This window comes from Streptomyces sp. NPDC107765 (genome assembly GCF_055657085.1).
Window position 1 is genome coordinate 139,199 of the sequence record NZ_JBVKBL010000012.1, and the last position, 18,534, is coordinate 157,732.

Here is an 18,534-nt window from a genome sequence, read left to right on the forward strand (position 1 = left end):
GTACCTGCGCGACCGCCCCCGGTGCGCTCGTGGCACCGGGGGCGGACGGGAGGGTGAGGAGGGTGCGGAGGGTCGGGTCAGCCGACCATGCCCTCGGCGAGTTCCTCGGTGAGGTTGGATTCGGTGCCGGGGATGCCGAGGTCCTGGGCGCGCTTGTCGGCCATCGCCAGCAGGCGGCGGATCCGGCCGGCGACCGCGTCCTTGGTGAGCGGCGGGTCGGCGAGGGCGCCGAGCTCCTCCAGGGACGCCTGCTTGTGTTCCATGCGCAGCCGGCCGGCCGCGGCGAGGTGCTCGGGAACCTCCTCGCCGAGGATCTCCAGTGCGCGCTGCACCCGGGCGCCGGCGGCGACGGCGGCCCGCGCCGAGCGGCGGAGGTTGGCGTCGTCGAAGTTGGCGAGGCGGTTGGCGGTGGCCCGGACCTCGCGGCGCATCCGCCGCTCCTCCCAGGCGAGCACCGACTCGTGGGCGCCGAGCCGGGTCAGCAGCGCGCCGATCGCGTCACCGTCACGGACGACGACGCGGTCCACGCCGCGGACCTCGCGGGCCTTGGCGCCGATGCCGAGGCGGCGGGCCGCGCCGACCAGGGCGAGCGCCGCCTCGGGGCCGGGGCAGGTGACCTCCAGCGAGGAGGAGCGGCCGGGTTCGGTGAGCGAGCCGTGGGCGAGGAAGGCCCCGCGCCAGGCGGCCTCGGCGTCGCAGGTGGCGCCGGAGACTACCTGCGGGGGCAGCCCGCGGATGGGGCGGCCGCGGCCGTCGACCAGGCCGGTCTGGCGGGCCAGCTGGTCGCCGCCGGCCACCACGCGTACGACGTAGCGGCTGCCGCGCCGCAGTCCGCCGGGGGCCATCACCACCAGGTCGGAGCTGTGCCCGAAGATCTCCAGGATGTCCTTGCGGAGCCGGCGGGCGGCGATGCCCGTGTCCAGCTCGGCCTCGATCACAATGCGTCCGCTGACCAGGTGCAGACCTCCCGCGAACCGCAGGATCGACGAGACCTCCGACTTCCGGCAGCAGGTCCGGGTGACGGGGAGCCGGGAGATCTCATCCTTCACCGCAGCCGTCATCGCCATGGGCCGATCCTTCCATGCATCCGAAAAATACGGTCGTACGCGGCGGCCAGCAGCTCCGGGTCGTGCCGGTCGGGGGCTCCCCCGGCGGTCGACCGGGCGTCGTCTCCTTGCGCCGCAACCGCCGCCAGCTCGACCTCGCTGCCGACGAGCTGCTTGGCGGCAACCGTCAGACCATCGATGTCGGGCACGGCGGCCTTGTCGGCCAGCACCACGTCGAAGGCGAGTTTAGGGGCGTGTCGGGCCAAAACCTCCAAATGACGCTGCGGGGAGAAGCCATCGGTTTCGCCCGGCTGCGGTGCGAGGTTGAGGGAGAGGACCTTGCGTGCCTTGGTCTCCTCCAGGGCCTGGCGCAGCTCTGGCACCAGCAGATGGGGGATCACGGAGGAGAACCAGGATCCGGGGCCGAGAACCACCCAGTCGGCGTCACGCACCGCGGCGACCGCCTCGGGAACGGCCGGCGGATCCTCGGGGACGACGTGGACGGACTGCACCTCGCCGCGGGTGAGGGCGACGGTGGCCTGACCGCGGACCGTGGAGAGGTCGTCGGGGTGGTCCGGGTCGTGGCCCCTGACCTGGGCCTGGAGTTCCAGGGGGACGGCCGACATGGGCAGGACCCGGCCGTGGGCGCCGAGCAGCTTGCCGACCAGGTCGAGTGCCTGGACGTGGTCGCCGAGCTGCTCCCACAGGGCGACGATGAGGAGGTTGCCGACGGCGTGGTCGTGCAGCTCGCCCTCGCTCTGGAAGCGGTGCTGGATCACCCGGGCCCAGGTCTGGCCCCAGTCGTCGTCGCCGCACAGCGCGGCCAGCGCCTTGCGCAGGTCGCCGGGCGGCAGCACGCCGAGCTCGTCGCGGAGCCGGCCGCTGGAGCCGCCGTCGTCGGCGACCGTGACGACGGCCGTGAGGTCACCGGTGATGCGGCGCAGCGCGGCGAGGGAGGCGGACAGGCCCATGCCTCCGCCGAGCGCCACCACCTTGGGGGTGGCGCCCTTCGTCGCACGGCCGCTGGGGACGAATCGGCGGACCCGGCGCAGCCGTGGTGTGCGGCCGGTCACTCGCGCCCCATGTCGCGGTGGACGACGACGGTTTCCACTCCCTCGGAGACCAGCCTCCGGGCGAGCTTCTCGGACATCGCGACGCTGCGGTGCTTGCCGCCGGTGCAGCCCACGGCGATGGTCACGTAGCGCTTGCCCTCGCGGCGGTAGCCCTCGGCGACGATCCGCAGCAGCTCGGCGTAGCCGTCCAGGAACTCCTTGGAGCCGGGCTGGCTGAAGACGTAGTGGGAGACCTCGTCGTTGAGGCCGGTGAAGGGGCGCAGCTCGGGAACCCAGTGCGGGTTGGGGATGAAGCGGCAGTCGATGACCATGTCGGCGTCGACGGGCAGGCCGTACTTGAAGCCGAAGGACATGACGGTGGCGCGGAGCTCGGGGACCTCTTCGCCGGCGAACTGGGCGTCCATCTTGGCGCGGAGCTCGTGGACGTTGAGGCTGGAGGTGTCGATGACCAGGTCGGCGTCGCCGCGCAGCTCGCGCAGCAGGTCGCGTTCGGCGGCGATGCCGTCGACGATGCGGCCGTCGCCCTGGAGGGGGTGCGGGCGGCGCACGGACTCGAAGCGGCGCACCAGGGCCTCGTCGGAGGATTCCAGGAAGACGATGCGGCGCTTGACGTTCTGCGCGTCGAGGGTGGCCAGGGACTCCTTGAGGTTGGCGAAGAAGCGGCGGCCGCGGACGTCGACGACGACGGCGATGCGGGCGACGTTGCCCTGGGAGCGGGCGCCGAGCTCGACCATCGGGGGGATCAGCTCGGGCGGGATGTTGTCGACGACGAACCAGCCGAGGTCCTCCAGGCACTTGGCGGCGGTGCTGCGGCCGGCGCCGGACATCCCGGAGATGATCACCAGCTCGGGGATCGCGGCGCTCTCGCCCGGTTCGGACTCGCGCATCGTGCCCGTACTCACTTGTGCACCGTCTCTCTCGGTTTCCTGCGTCTCGTGCTCTGTGCTCATGGTTCCTGCCCCCGTTCTGCCGACAACGCGGCCGGTGGGGCCCCGTCATCCTCAATGATCTCTCCTGTGGCGGTGTTCACCGCGGGAGCGGTCGGTGCCGCTCCGGCCAGCGCCGCGGCGACCGTCTCGGCGGTCTTGCGGCCGACCCCCGGGACCGCGCAGATCTCGTCGATCGTCGCGGCCCGCAGCTTCTTCAACGAGCCGAAGTGCTTGAGCAGTGCGTGGCGGCGGGTGTCGCCGAGGCCGGGCACGGCGTCGAGCGGTGAGGCCTTCAGCCGCTTGGTCCGCTTGCTGCGCTGGTAGGTGATCGCGAAGCGGTGTGCCTCGTCGCGGACGCGCTGGAGGAGGTAGAGGCCCTCGCTGCTGCGCGGCAGGACGACCGGGTCGTCCTCGCCGGGCAGCCAGACCTCCTCCAGGCGCTTGGCCAGGCCGCAGACGGCGACGTCGTCGATGCCGAGCTCGTCCATGGCCCGGCGGGCGGCCGCGACCTGCGGGGCGCCGCCGTCGACGACGACGAGCTGGGGAGGGTAGGCGAACCGCTTGGGGCGGCCGTCGTCGTCGAGCGGGCCGCCGGTGGCGGGGGCGGTGTCCTCGCCGGGGGCGTAGGGGGCTTCAGGGGCTTGGGCTTCGGGGACTTCGAGGGTTTCGGGGGTTTCGGGGGTTTCGGGGGTTTCGCCGTCCGGCTGCCCGGGCTCCTCGGTCCACTCCCCCGACTTCTGCTTCTCCTGGAGGTAGCGCCGGAAACGGCGGCCGATGACCTCGTGCATGGACCGGACGTCGTCCTGCCCCGCGAACCCCCTGATCTGGAAGCGGCGGTATTCGCTCTTCCGGGCCAGACCGTCCTCGAAGACCACCATGGAGGCGACCACGTCCTCGCCCTGGAGGTGGGAGATGTCGAAGCACTCGATGCGCAGCGGCACCGAGTCCAGGCCGAGGGCCTCGGCGATCTCCTCCAGGGCGCGGGAGCGGGTGGTGAGGTCGGAGGCGCGCTTGGTCTTGTGCAGGGCGAGGGCCTGCTGGGCGTTGCGGCCGACCGTGGCCATCAGGTCCTTCTTGTCGCCGCGCTGCGGGATGCGCAGGGAGACCTGGGAGCCGCGGCGCTGGGTGAGCCACTGGGCGACCGGTTCGGCGGGGTCGGGCAGGGCGGGGACCAGCACTTCCTTGGGCACGGCGTCGCCCTGCTCGTCGCCGTAGAGCTGCTGGAGGGCGTGTTCGACGAGGTCGCCGGTGGTGACCGCCTCGACCTTGTCGGTGACCCAGCCGCGCTGGCCGCGGACCCGGCCGCCGCGGACGTGGAAGATCTGGACGGCGGCTTCGAGTTCGTCCTCGGCGACGGCGATCAGGTCGGCGTCGGTGGCGTCGGCGAGGACGACGGCGCTCTTCTCCATGGCCCGCTTGAGGGCGCCTATGTCGTCGCGGAGCCGGGCGGCGCGTTCGTACTCCATCTCCTCGGCGGCGTCCTGCATCTGCCGTTCCAGGCGGCGGATGTAGGCGCCGGTCCGGCCGGCCATGAAGTCGCAGAATTCCTCGGCGAGTTCGCGGTGGTCCGCTTCGGAGATCCGGCCGACGCAGGGGGCGGAGCACTTGCCGATGTAGCCGAGCAGGCAGGGGCGGCCGATCTGGGCGGAGCGCTTGAAGACGCCCGCGGAACAGGTGCGGACGGGGAAGACCCGCAGCATCAGGTCGACGGTCTCGCGGATGGCCCAGGCGTGGGCGTACGGGCCGAAGTAGCGCACGCCCTTCTTCTTGGCGCCGCGCATGACCTGGGCGCGGGGGAAGTCCTCGTTGAGGGTGACCGCGAGGTACGGATAGCTCTTGTCGTCGCGGTATTTGACGTTGAAGCGGGGGTCGAACTCCTTGATCCAGCTGTATTCGAGCTGGAGCGCCTCGACCTCGGTGGAGACGACGGTCCATTCCACCGAGGCGGCGGTGGTGACCATCGTGCGGGTGCGCGGGTGGAGGCCGGCCAGGTCCTGGAAGTAGTTGGCCAGGCGCTGGCGCAGGCTCTTGGCCTTGCCGACGTAGATGACCCTGCCGTGCTCGTCGCGGAACTTGTAGACCCCCGGCGAGTCGGGGATCTGTCCCGGCTTGGGTCGGTAGCTGCTGGGGTCTGCCATGAACCCCACCCTACTGACCGCCACCGACAATCACGGTGTCCGGACCGCGGCCGGGGTGCCTGCCCGCCGTGGGGGTGGCGGGCAGGCGGCCGGGCGCCCTGGTCAGCGGTGGCGGCGCCGGCGCAGGGCGGTCGCGGTGGACAGGCCCAGGGCGAGCAGCGCGGCGGCGCCGGCCGCGGTGGTGGCGGCGGTCACGGGGAGGTCGCCGTCCGGCACCGCGGACGCCTGGGCGGGCTGCCCGGCGGCCGGTTCCGCGGCGGGCGCGGCCCGCTCCGCGGCCTTCGGGCCGTAACCGCCGGCCTCGCCCCGCCGGTCGTACGCGGAGCCGGGGAGCTTGTCGCCGTAGGCCTTCGCCACCCGCTTGCGGTAGGCGGCGACGGTGGTGCCGTGGGCGCCGACGGCCTTCCGGGCGTCCGCGTCCAGCGGCTCGATGCGGTCGCCGCGCTGGAGGTACCAGGCGTCGATCTGCGGCTCGTGGAAGACCGTGCCGGCCGCGTCCCGGGCGGCGCCGGCCGCGGCGTAGCGGGTCTCGTCGTCGCCGCTGGCGATGTTGACCACCTTCCAGGTGCCACCGTGCCGCACGGTCCACACCGAGGCGGTCCGGCCGTCGGCGGCGACGGCCTTGCTGGCGAGGAACTCCAGCCGGGCCACGGGGGCGTGGGCGGTGCCGCGGACGAAGTCCGGGGAGAGGGAGTAGACCGGGACGGCGGCGCCCTCGATGTGCGGCCGTACGGTGCCGGGCGCCACGGCCCGGGCGCCTTCGCGCTCCTGGTCGGCGGCGAAGAAGCGGGCCACGGTCTTCAGGGTCGCGGGGGCGGTGGCCGCGTCGTGGGCCGCGGTGAGGCTCGCCCGGGCCGGTGCCTGCGGCGCGGGGACGGGCGCGGCGACCGCGGTGTACGGCGCGAGGCCGATCAGGGCGGCGGCCAGCGCTCCGGTGGCGACGGCACGGACGGCGTGGGAGGCGGCGGTGCGCTGCGTCATGCCTCAGGCTCCTATCCGGTAGAGGGAGTGCGTCCAGGAGAAGGAGCTGCCGTTGACGTAGTAGTCGAAATCGCCCCAGTTATAACGGTAGTTGGAGGGCCAGGGATCGCCCCAGTAGATCCAGTTGTTGTCGGTGTCGTAGCCGTAGACGACGTGCATGTGGCCGCCGCCGGAGGACCACTGGATGCGGGTCTCGATGGGCCGGTTGGCGTTGATCTCGTTCTGGACGGTGCTGTAGCGGAGCCATCCGGTCACGTAGGAGCCGGAGTTGATGCCCATCCAGTCGAAGGCGTTCTGCACGTTGCCCAGGGTGGCCTGGTTGTTGGGGCAGGTGGTGCCCTGCTGGCGGTCGAACGCGGCGTTGCAGAACTGGTTCTGGCTGTAGTTCCTGCCGTACCAGGTGGCGATGGTGTTGCCGGAGCCGGCCCAGCACCAGTTGGTCTTCTCCTGGGCCTGCATGGAGATGTCGAGGCGGTTGGCGGTCAGGGGTCGCGCGGGGGCGGCCGTGGCGGCGGGGTGCGACGGACGGGCGGGCGGGGTGGCCGCCGCGGTGGTCGCGGTGGAGGAGGCGGTCAGTACGGCGGTGGTCAGCGCCGCGGCCGACAGCCATCTCCGGCGGGACAGGGGTGCACGTGGCATGGCGTTCCTCCCGATGGGGGGTGAGGGGGAGAGGAGCGCATCCGGATGCTTGCGAAGGAGCATCGGGTGTTGTCGCAGGCAGGTCAACACGCTTCAATGCGGGATGACATGGGGGTGTGGACGGACGGGCCCGGATGTGAACGACCGGTGCCCGGCGTACTGCAGTGAACAGGCACGGAGAGCACGCGGCGCGCAATCCGGATGTGAACGTTCACCCGCGCGCCGGAGGAAGAGGACATGGCACAGAACACTCCCCAGTCGGCCGAGCTGGCCCAGCTCCTGCGGACCGGTCCGTTCCATCTCGCCCTGCGCTCCGCGCTCACCGCCCGGGGGCTGGCCCTCACCCGGGTCCAGCACAAGCTCGCCCAGCGCGGCATCACCATCGGGGTGACCAGCCTGAGCTACTGGCAGCAGGGCGCCCGGCGGCCGCAGCGGCCCGAATCGCTGCGGGCGGTCCGCGCCCTGGAGGAGGTCCTGGAACTGCCCGCGCAGTCCCTGCACCGGTTGCTGGTGCCGCAGGGCGGTGCCCACCGGGAGGCCGAGCGGCCGGTCGCCCGCACGTACCGCTCGCTGGTGGCGCCCGCCGACGCGCTGCAGCGGCTGTTCGTCGAGCTGGAGGCGCCCGCGGACGGCGGGCTGCACACCGTCGGCCACCACGAACGGGTCCGCATCGGGCCGCAGCGCCAGCTGGTCGAGCGGGAGTCCCACCAGGTGGTCCGGGCCCACCGGGACGGCGTGGACCGCTATGTCGCCATCCACCGCGGCGAGGCGGGCTGCGAGCCCGCCCGGGTGCGGGTGCACGCCGGCGAGAACTGCCGGCTGGGCCGGGTGCGCGGGCACGCCGAGGCCGGTGTGGTGGTCGCCGAGCTGCTCTTCGACACCCGGCTGCGGGCCGGCGACACCCATGTCTTCGGCTACGTCTTCGAGGACGGCAGCGGCGGCCCCAGCAGCGAGTACCTGCGCGGTTTCAGTTTCGCCGGCTGCCAGTACGTGCTGCAGGTGCGGTTCGACGAGGCGGCGCTGCCGGTGCGCTGCCGCCGCTTCGCCCAGGCCTCGGCGGGCGCCCCGCGCAGCGCCCAGCAGGAGCTGACGCTCAGCGGCCGGTACCACGCCGTCCACCTCGTCGAGCAGGGGGTGCGGCCCGGAATACTGGGGATCGGGTGGGATTGGGGATAAGGGCGGCATCGGGTGGGATGGGGGGTAAGGGCGGCATCCCGATGGGGGTGGGGGGTGGTCGGCCGGGCAGGCCGGCCCGTCGGTCCGCAATCAGCTTGCCGTGCTCGGGCCCGCGATCAGCTTGCCGTGCTCGGCCCTGACCGGGACCTCGGGCAGCGGCTCGGACGCCGGGCCCTGGACGACCTTGCCGGTGGTGACGTCGAAGCGGCTGCCGTGGCAGGGGCAGCTGCCCTCCTTCTTCTCGACGTCGGACAGGATGCAGCCGGCGTGGGTGCACTTGGCGCTGAAGCACTTGTACGTGCCCTTGGCGGGCTGGGAGACGACGAGCCGGTCCTCGCGGTAGAGCTTGGCGCCGCCGACCGGGACGTCGGCGGCGGACCCCAGCTCCACGGGCTTGTCGGGGATCGCCGAGTCGTCCGAGTCGTCCGAGCCGTTGGGCGTGCAGGCCGCCAGCCCGAAGCCGGCGGCCCCGGCGAGCGCGGCACCCCGAAGTACGGTCCGGCGGGCGGGGGGCTGGCTCATGACGGCTCCAGGGATCACACGGTTCACAGGTTCAGAGGCGGACGGATCCCGACGATACCGGCACGACTTCCTTCCCTTCCGGTCGGGCCGGACGGCCCCCGAGCAGCGCCTGCCCGATCTCCTCCCACTCCTCCAGGACTGCGGCCCTTGGCCTCCGGCTGGTCTCCGGCCGGCCCCCAGTTGGTCTCCGGCCGTTCTCCGGCCGCTCTCCGACAGCTCTTCGACAGCAGCGGCTGCACAGGACGGACCACCCTGCACGTAAACGCTTACGCAAGCGTTTACGTTTGGCGGCGATGCTCGTACTGTGGGGATCTCGCGGGACGAGGCCGCCGTACGGGCGCGGCCGTGGGCGCCGCCCTGGCGCCGTACCCGCGGGGAGGAAGAGCCGGATGACGACGATGGTGGATGTGGCGCGGCGGGCGGGGGTCTCCGTCGCCACCGTTTCGCACGTGCTGAACGGGACCCGGCCGGTGCGCCCGGACACCCGGGCGGCGGTGCTCGGCGCCATCGAGGAGCTCGGCTACACCCACAACACCCTGGCCCGCTCGCTGGTGACCGCCCGCACCCGGTCGATCGGCCTGGCGGTCTCGGCGATCAGCAACCCGTACTTCACCGAGATCCTCCAGGGCGTCGAGGCCGGTGCGCTGCAGGCCGGCTACAGCCTGCTGATCGCCGATCCGCACGACGATCCGCAGCACGAGCGCAAGGTCGTCCAGCTGCTGCACGAACGCCGGGTGGACGGCGTGATCGTCGCGCCGTCAGCGGAGCCCGCCGAGATGGCCGCCTATCTGGCCCGGCGTGAGGTGCCCACCGTCTTCCTGGACCGGCTGGTCGGCGAGGAACACGACCAGGTGTGCGCGGAGAGCACCGGCCCGGTGCGGGAGCTCGTCGAGCACCTCGCCGACGCAGGGCACACCCGGATCGGCCTGGTCGCCGGGCTGCCGGGGCTGAGCACGACCACGGAGCGCGTCCAGGGCTACCGCGAGGGCCTGCGCTCGCGGGGCCTCCCCTTCGCGCCCGAACTCCTGGCCGGCGGCAATTCCGAGGCGGAGGGCGCCGAGGACGCCACCCGGCAGCTGCTCGCCGCGCCCGAACCGCCCACCGCACTGATCACCGCCAACAACGCGATGACCATCGGCGCGCTCCGTGCGCTGCGCGGCCTGGGCCTCGACGTCCCCCGTGACCTCGCGCTGGCCTGCTTCGACGACTTCTCCTGGGCCGACCTCTTCAGCCCCCGGCTGACCGCGATCGCCCAGCCCAGCAAGGAGATCGGGGCCACCGCGGTCCGGCTGCTGCTGGAGCGGCTGGCGGAGCCCGGCCGGCCGCCGCGCACCGTCCGTCTGCCCTGCACCTTCGTGCACCGTACGTCGTGCGGCTGCCCCGAAACCGGCCCGGCGACCGGCCCCGGCCCGGCCGCCAACCCGGCCGGACACGCTGCTCACCAGGCCGAACGGACCGCTTCCCCGGCCGCACCGGCCACTCGCCCGGCCGCTCGCCCGGCCGTTCCGGCCGCTGCCCAGGCCGCCCAGGCCGCCCAGGAAAGGAACCCCAACCCGTGATCGTCGTCGCCGGCGAGGCGCTCATCGACCTCGTCCCCAGCTCTCAAGGCCCTTCCCTGGACGGCCAGTTGCCCGCGCTGCTGCCGCGGCGCGGCGGTGGCCCGTACAACACCGCGGTCGCCCTGGGGCGGCTGGGCTCGCCCACCGCGTTCTGCTCCCGGGTCTCGACCGACAGCTTCGGCGAGGCGCTGCTGAACGGGCTGCGCAGCGGTGGGGTGGACACCTCGCTGGTGCAGCGCGGCGCCGAGCCGACCACCCTCGCGGTGGCGGACATCAGCCCGGACGGCTCGGCGGGCTACGGCTTCTACGCCGACGGCACCGCCGACCGGCTCTTCACCCTGCCGCGGGAGCTGCCCGCCGCGGTCCGCGCGCTCTCCCTGGGCACCTGCTCGCTGGTGCTGGAACCGGGGGCGAGCGCCTACGAGTCCCTGCTGCGACGCGAGGCCGCGCGCGGCGTCTTCACCGCCCTCGACCCCAATGTCCGCCCGGGCCTGATCCCCGATCCGGACGCCTATCGCGCCCGCTTCCGCTCGCGGCTGCCGCATGTCGCCCTGCTGAAGCTGTCGGAGGAGGACGCACTGTGGCTGGCGGGGCGGGAGGCCGCTGCGGACGGCGGTCCGGGCGCCGGTACGGGCGGGGATGCGGCTTATGCCGGTACGGCCAGCGGCCGGTCGGCGGTCCTCGCGGCGGCCCGGGAGTGGCTGGCCGTGGGGCCCGCGGCGATCGTGCTCACCCATGGCGGCGCGGGGCTGACGGTGCTGACGCGGGACGGCCGCGAACTGACCGTCCCCGGTGAGCGTGTCACCGTCGTCGACACCATCGGAGCGGGCGACACCGTCAACGCGGCGCTGCTGCACCGGCTCGACGCCCATGACGCGCTCTCGTACGCCGCGCTCGCCGCCCTCGGCGACAAGGACTGGGAGGACATCCTCCGCTTCGCCGCCCGTGCGGCCGCCATCACCTGCTCCCGAGCGGGCGCGGAGCCGCCGTACGCGACGGAACTGGCGGCATAAGCCGGCGGTCCAGCGGTCGCGGTCCGCACCGGCCCGGCCGGGGCCCTCGTGGGTCCCGGCCGGGCCGGTGGCGCGTCAGGACGCGGACCGGCGGGTGCGTGCCGCGGTCTTCTTGGCAGCGGTCTTCTTCGTCGCCGTGGCCGCGGTCTTCTTCGCCGCGGTCTTCTTCGCCGCGGTCTTCTTCACCGCGGTCTTCTTGGCGGCCGGCTTCTTGGCGGGCGGGGTCTTCGCCGCGCCGGGGCCGGCCGAGCGGCCGCCGTTGCCGGCCGCGACCGTCACGGCGTCGCTGACCCGGTCGCCGAGGATGTCCCGCAGGAACTTGCCGGTGTGGCTGGCCGGGACCGAGGCGATCTCCTCGGGCGTGCCCTCGGCGACGACCAGGCCGCCGCCGTTGCCGCCCTCGGGACCCATGTCGACGACCCAGTCCGCCGTCTTGATCACATCGAGGTTGTGCTCGATGACGATCACGGTGTTGCCCTTGTCGACCAGCCCGGACAGCACGTTGATCAGCTTGCTGATGTCGTCGAAGTGCAGACCGGTGGTCGGCTCGTCGAGGACGTAGACCGTGCTGCCCGTCGAGCGCTTCTGCAGCTCGCTGGCCAGCTTGACGCGCTGCGCCTCACCGCCCGAGAGCGTCGGCGCGGACTGTCCGAGGCGGACGTATCCGAGGCCGACCTCGTGGAGGGTCTTGAGGTGCCGGGCGATGGTGGGGACCGCCTCGAAGAAGCTCAGCGCCTCCTCGATGGGCATGTCCAGCACCTCGGCGATGGACTTGCCCTTGTAGTGGACCTCCAGCGTCTCGCGGTTGTAGCGCGCGCCGTGGCAGACCTCGCACGGCACGTACACGTCCGGCAGGAAGTTCATCTCGATCTTGATCGTGCCGTCGCCGGAGCAGTTCTCGCAGCGGCCGCCCTTGACGTTGAACGAGAAGCGTCCCGGCAGATAGCCCCGGACCTTGGCCTCCATCGTCTCCGCGAAGAGCTTGCGGACGTGGTCGAAGACACCGGTGTAGGTGGCCGGGTTGGAGCGCGGGGTCCGGCCGATCGGGGACTGGTCGACATGGACGACCTTGTCCACCAGGTCGTCCCCGGCGACCCGGGTGTGCCGGCCCGGTACCGACTTGGCGCCGTTCAGCTCGCGCGCGAGGTGGGTGTAGAGGATGTCGTTGACCAGCGTCGACTTGCCGGAGCCGGAGACGCCGGTGACGGCCGTGAACACGCCGAGCGGGAAGGAGACGTCGATGTCGCGGAGGTTATTCTCCTTCGCGCCGTGCACCGTCAGCCGGCGGGCGGGGTCGGCGGGCCGGCGGACGTCCGGGGTCGCGATGGCCTTCTTGCCGGACAGGTACTGACCGGTGATCGACTCCTTGTTGGTCAGCAGCTGCTTCATGGGGCCGCTGTGCACGACCTTGCCGCCGTGTTCACCGGCGCCCGGGCCGATGTCCACGACCCAGTCGGCGACCTTGATGGTGTCCTCGTCGTGCTCCACCACGATCAGGGTGTTGCCCATGTCGCGCAGCCGCACCAGGGTTTCGATCAGCCGGTGGTTGTCGCGCTGGTGCAGACCGATGGACGGCTCGTCGAGGACGTAGAGCACGCCGACCAGGCCGGAGCCGATCTGGGTGGCGAGCCGGATGCGCTGGGCCTCACCGCCGGAGAGGGTGCCGGCCGCGCGGTTCAGCGAGAGGTAGTCCAGGCCGACGTCGACCAGGAACTTCAGTCGTTCGTTGACCTCCTTGAGCACCCGCTCGGCGATCTTCTTCTCACGGGCGTTGAGCGTCATCCCCCGCAGGAAGTCGGCGCAGTCGCTGATCGACATGGCCGCGACCTCGGCGATCGACTTCTCCTGGACCGTGACGGCGAGCACGATCGGCTTCAGCCGGGTGCCCTCACAGGTCGGGCAGGGCACCTCGCGCATATAGCCCTCGAAGCGCTCGCGGCTGCTGTCGCTCTCGGCCTCGGAGTGCCGGCGCTTGACGAACGGCACCGCGCCCTCGAAGGGGGTGGTGTAGGCGCGCTGGCGGCCGTAGCGGTTGCGGTAGCGGACCTCGATCTGGGTCTTGTGGCCGTACAGCAGCGCCTTCTTGGCGCGGGCCGGCAGCCCGGCCCAGGGGATGTCCGTACGGAACCCGAGGGCGTCGGCGAGCGCGCCGACCAGGCGGCCGAAGTACTCCTTGGTGTGTCCGCCGGACCAGGGGTGGATGGCGCCCTCGTCGAGGGAGCGGTCCTCGTCGGGGACGATCAGCTCGGGGTCGACCTCCATGCGCGTCCCGATGCCGGTGCACTCGGGGCAGGCGCCGAAGGGCGAGTTGAAGGAGAAGGAGCGGGGTTCGAGCTCCTCGAAGGAGAGGTCGTCGTAGGCGCAGTACAGATGCTCGGAGTACATCCGCTCGCGCTGGGGGTCGTCCGGGTCGAGGTCGACGAAGTCGAGGATGACCATGCCGCCGGAGAGGCCGAGGGCGGTCTCGACGGAGTCGGTCAGCCGGCGCTTGGCGCTCTCCTTGACCGTGAGGCGGTCGACGACCACCTCGATGGTGTGCTTCTCCTGCTTCTTCAGCGTGGGCGGCTCGGCGAGCTGGATGGTCTCGCCGTCGACCCGGGCGCGGCTGTAGCCCTTGGTCTGGAGGTCGGAGAAGAGGTCGACGAACTCTCCCTTGCGCTGGCGCACCAGCGGGGAGAGCACCTGGAAGCGGCTGCCCTCGGGCAGCTCCAGGACCTTGTCGACGATGGCCTGCGGCGACTGCCGGGCGATCGGCCGGCCGCACTCGGGGCAGTGCGGTTTGCCGATGCGGGCGAAGAGGAGCCGGAGGTAGTCGTAGACCTCGGTGATCGTGCCGACCGTCGAGCGCGGGTTGCGCGACGTCGACTTCTGGTCGATCGACACCGCGGGGGACAGGCCCTCGATGAAGTCCACATCGGGCTTGTCCATCTGCCCGAGGAACTGGCGGGCGTACGAGGACAGCGACTCGACGTAACGCCGCTGCCCCTCGGCGAAGATCGTGTCGAAGGCGAGCGAGGACTTGCCCGAACCGGAGAGGCCCGTGAAGACGATGAGGGAGTCGCGGGGGAGGTCGAGCGAGACGTTGCGGAGGTTGTGCTCGCGAGCGCCACGGACGATGAGACGGTCGGCCACGCCGGTCGGCACCTTTCTTGGAGAGGGGCGGGAGCCGCGGGCTTCTGCGTCCGCCGCTCGGTGATGAGCAGAGGCGGCGGAACGGAGCGGGGCCCCCGCCCCAGGGTATGGGGCCCGCAGCGGCACTGTCTTTGGGATGCCACACACGAGCCTATAGCACGCGCATTCGATTTACGGGGGCCGGAAGCCCTCTTCACCCAAACGTGTGGCGGCCACACATCCTTCCCGGCCCGTCGCACGCCCGTACGCTGCGGAAACGCCCGCGGCACGGCCCGGCCGGCCCGTCAAGCCGGCAGTGCCCGCTCCAGCGCCTCGAAGGTGCGCTGCAGCACCTCCGCCTGCCCGGCGGCCACCTCACCGACCGGCTCCCCCGCGAGCTGACGGCCCACGGCCTCGGCGTACGCGGTCCGGATCCCGGCGACGATCAGTGCCGCGGCCAGCCGGGCGGAGTGGTCCGGCCGCCCGGCGTCGCCGCCCGCGGCCTCGGCGAGCAGTCCGGCGAGGGTGCCCTCCAGCTCCTCGACCGCCTCGCGGGCCCGGGCCCGCAGCGCCGGGGAGTCCAGCACCGTACGCCAGAAGTGCTCGAACCCCTCCCCCACCCCGCACAGCGGATGCCGCTCGGCGAGCAGGTCGAGGACGAGCCGGCGGAGGGCGGCCAGCGGCGTCTCGTCCGGGCCGCGGTCCCGTACGGCGCGGCGGATCAGCTCCTGCCCCTCGGGGATGCGGTCGAGGAAGAGGTCCTCCTTGCGCGGGAAGTAGTTGAAGACGGTCATCGTGGAGACCTCGGCGGCGCGGGCCACCTCGGCGACGGTGACGTTGTCGAAGCCGCGCTCGATGAAGAGCAGGGTGGCCTCGCCGGAGATCCGCCGGCGGGTGCGCAGCTTCTTGCGCTCGCGCAGCGTCAGCCGCCCGTCCTCCACCTCGAAGCCGGTCTCCGGCTGCCGGCCGCGGGCCGCTTCGGACCGGTGCCCCGCACCGGGCGCGCTCCCGCCCGTCGCACTCCCGCCCTTCGGGTCCCGACCGGTCCGCGCGTCCGCACGCTGCTGCACATCCACCATGCCGGAAATCCTAGGCGCCCCCTCCGACAATTTTGAGCCGCCAAAAGTTTTTAGTGGCTACACTTCGCGCCATGACCTATGACGCAGACGTAGTCGTGGCAGGGGGCGGCCCGGTGGGGCTGATGCTCGCCTGCGAACTGGCACTGGCCGATGTCCCGGTCGTCGTCCTGGAGCGGCTGACCGAGGTGGACACGACGATCAAGGCGGGGGCGATCAACACCCCCAGCGCGGAGGCCTTCTACCGGCGCGGACTGCTCCCGGAGCTGGCCGAGGTGCAGCGCACCGCCCTGGGGAGGTTCAGCGCGTTCCTGAGCCAGCGGCAGGCCGCCGGCGCCTCCGTGGTGCAGCAACCGCCCAAGTTCGCCGGGCACTTCGCGGGCATCATGCTGCGCGGCGATCTGCTCGACGAGTCCGATCCGGACTTCGACGCCGCCGGACCCGCCGCCGACGTCGGCCTGGTCCCCCAGGAGTCCCTGGAACGGCTGCTCGCCGCGCGCGCCGCCGAGTTGGGCGTCGAGGTGCGCCGCGGGGTGACGCTGACCGGCTTCGACGCCGGAGACGACGGGGTGCGGGTGCACACCTCGCAGGGCACGCTGCGGACCGGCTGGCTGGTGGGGTGCGACGGTGGCCGCAGCACGGTCCGCCGGCTCGCCGGATTCCCGTTCCCCGGCACGGCCCCGGGGATCACCGGCCGCCAGGCCCTGGTGGAGATGACCGGTACCGAGGCGCTGGGGGCCGGCTGGAACTGGACGGAGCACGGGACGTACGCGCACGGTCCGATGCCCGGCCGGTTCCTCACCGTCGAATTCGACGGGCCGCCCGCGGACCGGGAAGCTCCGGTCACCGCACAGGAGTTGGAGGCGTCGCTGCGCCGCGTCTCCGGGGTGGACGAGGTGCGGGTCCACAAGGTGATCTCGGCGACCCGGTTCACCGACAACGCCCGCCAGGTGCCCGACTACCGGGCGGGACGGGTGCTGCTCGCCGGTGACGCGGCTCACGTCCACTCGCCGTTCGGCGGGCAGGGGCTGAACCTGGGCATCGGCGATGCGATGAACCTCGGCTGGAAGCTGGCCGCGACGGTGCACGGTTGGGCACCCGAGGGGCTGCTCGACACCTACACGGCCGAGCGGCACCCGATAGGCGCCTGGGTGCTGGACTGGACCCGTGCCCAGGTGGCGCTGATGCGGCCCGAGTCGCATGCGGGGGCGCTGCGCCGGATCGTCGCCGAACTGGCGGGCACGGTCACCGCCACCACCTTCTTCGCGAAGAAGATCTCCGGTGTCTGGCAGCGCTACGACCTGCCCGGCGACCATCCGCTGACCGGCCGCAGCGCACCCGACCTGGAGCTCTCCGACGGCAGCCGGCTCGGGGACCATCTGCGGGACGGGCAAGGGCTGTTGCTCGATCTCGCCGATGACGCGGAGCTGCGCAAGTGCGCCGCCGGATATGGCGGCCGGGTGCGGCTGCTGACCACCGGCTGCCCGCAGCGGCCGGGGCTCGCGGGCCTGCTGGTGCGGCCGGACGGCTGCACCGCCTGGGCCGCGGACGTCCCCGGGGCCGCGGCCGACGCGGGTGACACGACGGGTGCGCCGGACGGGCCGGCGGCCGCGCTGCGGCAGTGGTTCGGCCCGCCCGCCGACCTGACGGGCTGACGCGGCCGGCCCCTGGGAGGGTGGCGCCCGGTGGCCCGGCCGGTCGCCGCGCGCCGCCCGTCCCGCCCCGCGTACGCCCCGATCGGTGTCCGCCGACTCCCGAACCCGCCCGGGCGGCGCTAGCTTCGGAACATGACCGTCACCCCGCCCCACTTCGCGCACGATGTGGCCGCCGTTCGTGAGGCCACCGACCGGCTCCTGATCTCGCTGGGCAAGCTCGACGACGCGGCGATCGGGGAACCCTCGCTGCTCCCCGAATGGACCCGCGGCCATGTCCTCGCCCATCTGGCACGCAACGCGGACGCCCTGGTCAACCTCCTCACCTGGGCACGGACGGACGTCCGTACGCCGATGTACGCCGGCGCCGAGGCCCGGGACGCCGACATCGAGCGGGACGCCGACCGCTCCCTGGAGGCGCATCTGACGGACCTCAAGGAGAGCGCCGCGCGGTTCGACGCGGCGGTGGACGCGCTGCCGGAGGCGCGCCGCGCCTTCGAGGTGGAGATGCGCAACGGGGTCGTGGAGCGCGCCGACCGGCTGCCGTTGCGCCGGCTGGCCGAGGTGGAGCTGCACCACCTGGACCTCGGCGTGGGCCACACCCTGGACCAGCTGTCGCCCGCGTTCATCGACGGCGAGCTGGCGTTCCTCACCACCATCAAGTTCGCCGGGCATCCGGACCTGCCCGCCCTGGAGATCCGCACCGACGACGGCCGCCACTGGCGCACCGGCCGCGCGGCCACCGGCCCGGGCGACGAGGCCGCGCCCGTGGTGGTGAGCGGCTCCGCAACGGCCCTGGTCGGGTGGCTCACCGGGCGCGGGGACGGCAAGGAACTCGACGGTCACGGCTCCGCGCTGCCTGTCGTACCCCCGCTCTAGAGTGGGGTTCATGGCCTACAGCGGAGCAGTGAAGGTCGGCGGACCGGCCGACGTGCACGAGCTGACCGACCTGATGATCTCGAAGGTCGCGGTCGGTCCGATGGACAACAACGCCTATGTGCTGCGGTGCCGGGCGACCGACGAGCAGTTGCTGATCGACGCGGCCGCGGATCCGCACACCATCCTGGCGCTGGTCGGCGAGAGCGGTCTGGCGTCCGTCGTGACCACGCACCGCCACGGCGACCACTGGGGTGCGCTGCGGGAGGTGGTCGGCGCGACGGGCGCGCGGACGTACGCGGGCCGGTACGACGCCGAGGGCATCCCCGTCCCCACGGACGTCCTGGTCGACGACGGCGACACGATCACCGTCGGCCGGGTCCGGCTGACGGCGCGCCATCTGGTCGGTCACACCCCCGGCAGCATCGCGCTCGTCTACGACGACCCGCACGGCCCTCCGCATCTGTTCACCGGCGACTGCCTGTTCCCCGGCGGTGTCGGCAACACCTGGGGCGACGCCGAGAAGTTCAGCAGTCTGATCGACGGCGTGGAGAGCAAGCTCTTCGGCGAACTCCCCGACGAGACCTGGGTCTACCCGGGCCACGGCAACGACACCACCCTGGGCGCCGAGCGCCCGCATCTGGCCCAGTGGCGCGAGCGGGGCTGGTAGCGGGACTGACGGGCCGGGGTCGACCGGCCATCGGGGCGAGCGGAGACGGGCCGTGCGCCGGCCCGTCTCCGGA

15 protein-coding genes are annotated in these 18,534 nt (G+C 72.7%); 6 read left to right on the forward strand and 9 right to left on the reverse strand.

The window, feature by feature from the left end; genetic code table 11:
* Positions 1 to 77: 77 nt before the first annotated feature.
* The 6 genes from whiA to ACZ7MX_RS27235 all read right to left on the reverse strand — a co-directional run bounded on the left by whiA (position 78) and on the right by ACZ7MX_RS27235 (position 6,806).
* The gene (gene whiA, locus ACZ7MX_RS27210) at positions 78 to 1,067 is read right to left on the reverse strand and encodes a DNA-binding protein WhiA (protein WP_018091880.1); all 990 of its coding nucleotides are present in this window, start codon (positions 1,065 to 1,067) and stop codon (positions 78 to 80) included.
* Positions 1,058 to 2,119, reverse strand: coding sequence for a gluconeogenesis factor YvcK family protein (locus ACZ7MX_RS27215; RefSeq protein ID WP_030411881.1), 1,062 nt, complete (start codon positions 2,117 to 2,119; stop codon positions 1,058 to 1,060). Before ACZ7MX_RS27215 ends, whiA begins: the two co-directional genes overlap by 10 nt.
* Positions 2,116 to 3,006: an RNase adapter RapZ gene (gene rapZ / locus ACZ7MX_RS27220; protein ID WP_472136005.1), complete on the reverse strand. Its 891-nt coding sequence runs from the start codon at positions 3,004 to 3,006 to the stop codon at positions 2,116 to 2,118. The genes ACZ7MX_RS27215 and rapZ overlap by 4 nt, the downstream gene beginning before the upstream one ends.
* A 59-nt stretch (positions 3,007 to 3,065) precedes the next feature.
* On the reverse strand, positions 3,066 to 5,186 hold the full coding sequence (gene uvrC / locus ACZ7MX_RS27225) for an excinuclease ABC subunit UvrC (protein WP_472135856.1): 2,121 nt from the start codon (positions 5,184 to 5,186) through the stop codon (positions 3,066 to 3,068).
* A gap of 102 nt (positions 5,187 to 5,288) precedes the next feature.
* Positions 5,289 to 6,167, reverse strand: coding sequence for a hypothetical protein (locus ACZ7MX_RS27230; protein ID WP_472135857.1), 879 nt, complete (start codon positions 6,165 to 6,167; stop codon positions 5,289 to 5,291).
* A gap of 3 nt (positions 6,168 to 6,170) precedes the next feature.
* Positions 6,171 to 6,806: a papain-like cysteine protease family protein gene (locus tag ACZ7MX_RS27235; RefSeq protein WP_472135858.1), complete on the reverse strand. Its 636-nt coding sequence runs from the start codon at positions 6,804 to 6,806 to the stop codon at positions 6,171 to 6,173.
* Positions 6,807 to 7,043: 237 nt separating this feature from the next.
* On the opposite strand from ACZ7MX_RS27235, the gene ACZ7MX_RS27240 reads away from it, so the two are divergent.
* Complete coding sequence (locus ACZ7MX_RS27240; protein WP_472135859.1) at positions 7,044 to 7,982, forward strand: hypothetical protein; 939 nt, start codon at positions 7,044 to 7,046, stop codon at positions 7,980 to 7,982.
* Positions 7,983 to 8,072: 90 nt separating this feature from the next.
* On the opposite strand, the gene ACZ7MX_RS27245 is transcribed toward ACZ7MX_RS27240, so the two are convergent.
* Positions 8,073 to 8,504 (reverse strand): Rieske (2Fe-2S) protein, encoded by a 432-nt coding sequence (locus tag ACZ7MX_RS27245; RefSeq protein WP_472135860.1) that lies wholly within the window; start codon positions 8,502 to 8,504, stop codon positions 8,073 to 8,075.
* 389 nt (positions 8,505 to 8,893) lie between these two features.
* Here ACZ7MX_RS27245 and ACZ7MX_RS27250 point away from each other — a divergent pair, with 389 nt between their 5' ends.
* Both ACZ7MX_RS27250 and ACZ7MX_RS27255 read left to right on the forward strand, forming a co-directional pair.
* Entirely contained in the window at positions 8,894 to 10,063 is a 1,170-nt protein-coding gene (locus ACZ7MX_RS27250) for a LacI family DNA-binding transcriptional regulator (protein WP_472135861.1), read from the forward strand.
* Positions 10,060 to 11,076: a carbohydrate kinase family protein gene (locus tag ACZ7MX_RS27255; protein WP_472135862.1), complete on the forward strand. Its 1,017-nt coding sequence runs from the start codon at positions 10,060 to 10,062 to the stop codon at positions 11,074 to 11,076. The genes ACZ7MX_RS27250 and ACZ7MX_RS27255 overlap by 4 nt, the downstream gene beginning before the upstream one ends.
* A gap of 75 nt (positions 11,077 to 11,151) precedes the next feature.
* Here the strand turns inward: ACZ7MX_RS27255 and uvrA are convergent, their stop codons facing one another.
* Both uvrA and ACZ7MX_RS27265 read right to left on the reverse strand, forming a co-directional pair.
* Entirely contained in the window at positions 11,152 to 14,208 is a 3,057-nt protein-coding gene (uvrA, locus tag ACZ7MX_RS27260) for an excinuclease ABC subunit UvrA (RefSeq protein WP_472135863.1), read from the reverse strand.
* A 284-nt stretch (positions 14,209 to 14,492) separates the two neighbouring features.
* Positions 14,493 to 15,266 (reverse strand): TetR/AcrR family transcriptional regulator, encoded by a 774-nt coding sequence (locus tag ACZ7MX_RS27265; RefSeq protein WP_472135864.1) that lies wholly within the window; start codon positions 15,264 to 15,266, stop codon positions 14,493 to 14,495.
* A 71-nt stretch (positions 15,267 to 15,337) separates the two neighbouring features.
* On the opposite strand from ACZ7MX_RS27265, the gene ACZ7MX_RS27270 reads away from it, so the two are divergent.
* The 3 genes from ACZ7MX_RS27270 to ACZ7MX_RS27280 all read left to right on the forward strand — a co-directional run bounded on the left by ACZ7MX_RS27270 (position 15,338) and on the right by ACZ7MX_RS27280 (position 18,461).
* On the forward strand, positions 15,338 to 16,918 hold the full coding sequence (locus ACZ7MX_RS27270; protein WP_472135865.1) for an FAD-dependent oxidoreductase: 1,581 nt from the start codon (positions 15,338 to 15,340) through the stop codon (positions 16,916 to 16,918).
* Between the two features lie 132 nt (positions 16,919 to 17,050).
* Positions 17,051 to 17,794: a maleylpyruvate isomerase family mycothiol-dependent enzyme gene (locus ACZ7MX_RS27275; protein WP_472135866.1), complete on the forward strand. Its 744-nt coding sequence runs from the start codon at positions 17,051 to 17,053 to the stop codon at positions 17,792 to 17,794.
* A gap of 10 nt (positions 17,795 to 17,804) precedes the next feature.
* The gene (locus ACZ7MX_RS27280) at positions 17,805 to 18,461 is read left to right on the forward strand and encodes an MBL fold metallo-hydrolase (protein WP_472135867.1); all 657 of its coding nucleotides are present in this window, start codon (positions 17,805 to 17,807) and stop codon (positions 18,459 to 18,461) included.
* The last annotated feature ends 73 nt before the right edge of the window (positions 18,462 to 18,534 follow it).

Coding starts and splice junctions, on each gene's coding strand:
- ACZ7MX_RS27245 (WP_472135860.1), bottom strand. CDS start 8,504: ATGAGCCAGCCCCCCGCCCGCCGGACCGTACTTCGGGGTGCCGCGCTC.
- rapZ (WP_472136005.1), bottom strand. CDS start 3,006: ATGCGCGAGTCCGAACCGGGCGAGAGCGCCGCGATCCCCGAGCTGGTG.
- ACZ7MX_RS27280 (WP_472135867.1), top strand. CDS start 17,805: ATGGCCTACAGCGGAGCAGTGAAGGTCGGCGGACCGGCCGACGTGCAC.
- whiA (WP_018091880.1), bottom strand. CDS start 1,067: ATGGCGATGACGGCTGCGGTGAAGGATGAGATCTCCCGGCTCCCCGTC.
- ACZ7MX_RS27250 (WP_472135861.1), top strand. CDS start 8,894: ATGACGACGATGGTGGATGTGGCGCGGCGGGCGGGGGTCTCCGTCGCC.
- ACZ7MX_RS27235 (WP_472135858.1), bottom strand. CDS start 6,806: ATGCCACGTGCACCCCTGTCCCGCCGGAGATGGCTGTCGGCCGCGGCG.
- ACZ7MX_RS27240 (WP_472135859.1), top strand. CDS start 7,044: ATGGCACAGAACACTCCCCAGTCGGCCGAGCTGGCCCAGCTCCTGCGG.
- ACZ7MX_RS27270 (WP_472135865.1), top strand. CDS start 15,338: ATGACCTATGACGCAGACGTAGTCGTGGCAGGGGGCGGCCCGGTGGGG.
- uvrC (WP_472135856.1), bottom strand. CDS start 5,186: ATGGCAGACCCCAGCAGCTACCGACCCAAGCCGGGACAGATCCCCGAC.
- ACZ7MX_RS27275 (WP_472135866.1), top strand. CDS start 17,051: ATGACCGTCACCCCGCCCCACTTCGCGCACGATGTGGCCGCCGTTCGT.
- ACZ7MX_RS27230 (WP_472135857.1), bottom strand. CDS start 6,167: ATGACGCAGCGCACCGCCGCCTCCCACGCCGTCCGTGCCGTCGCCACC.
- ACZ7MX_RS27265 (WP_472135864.1), bottom strand. CDS start 15,266: ATGGTGGATGTGCAGCAGCGTGCGGACGCGCGGACCGGTCGGGACCCG.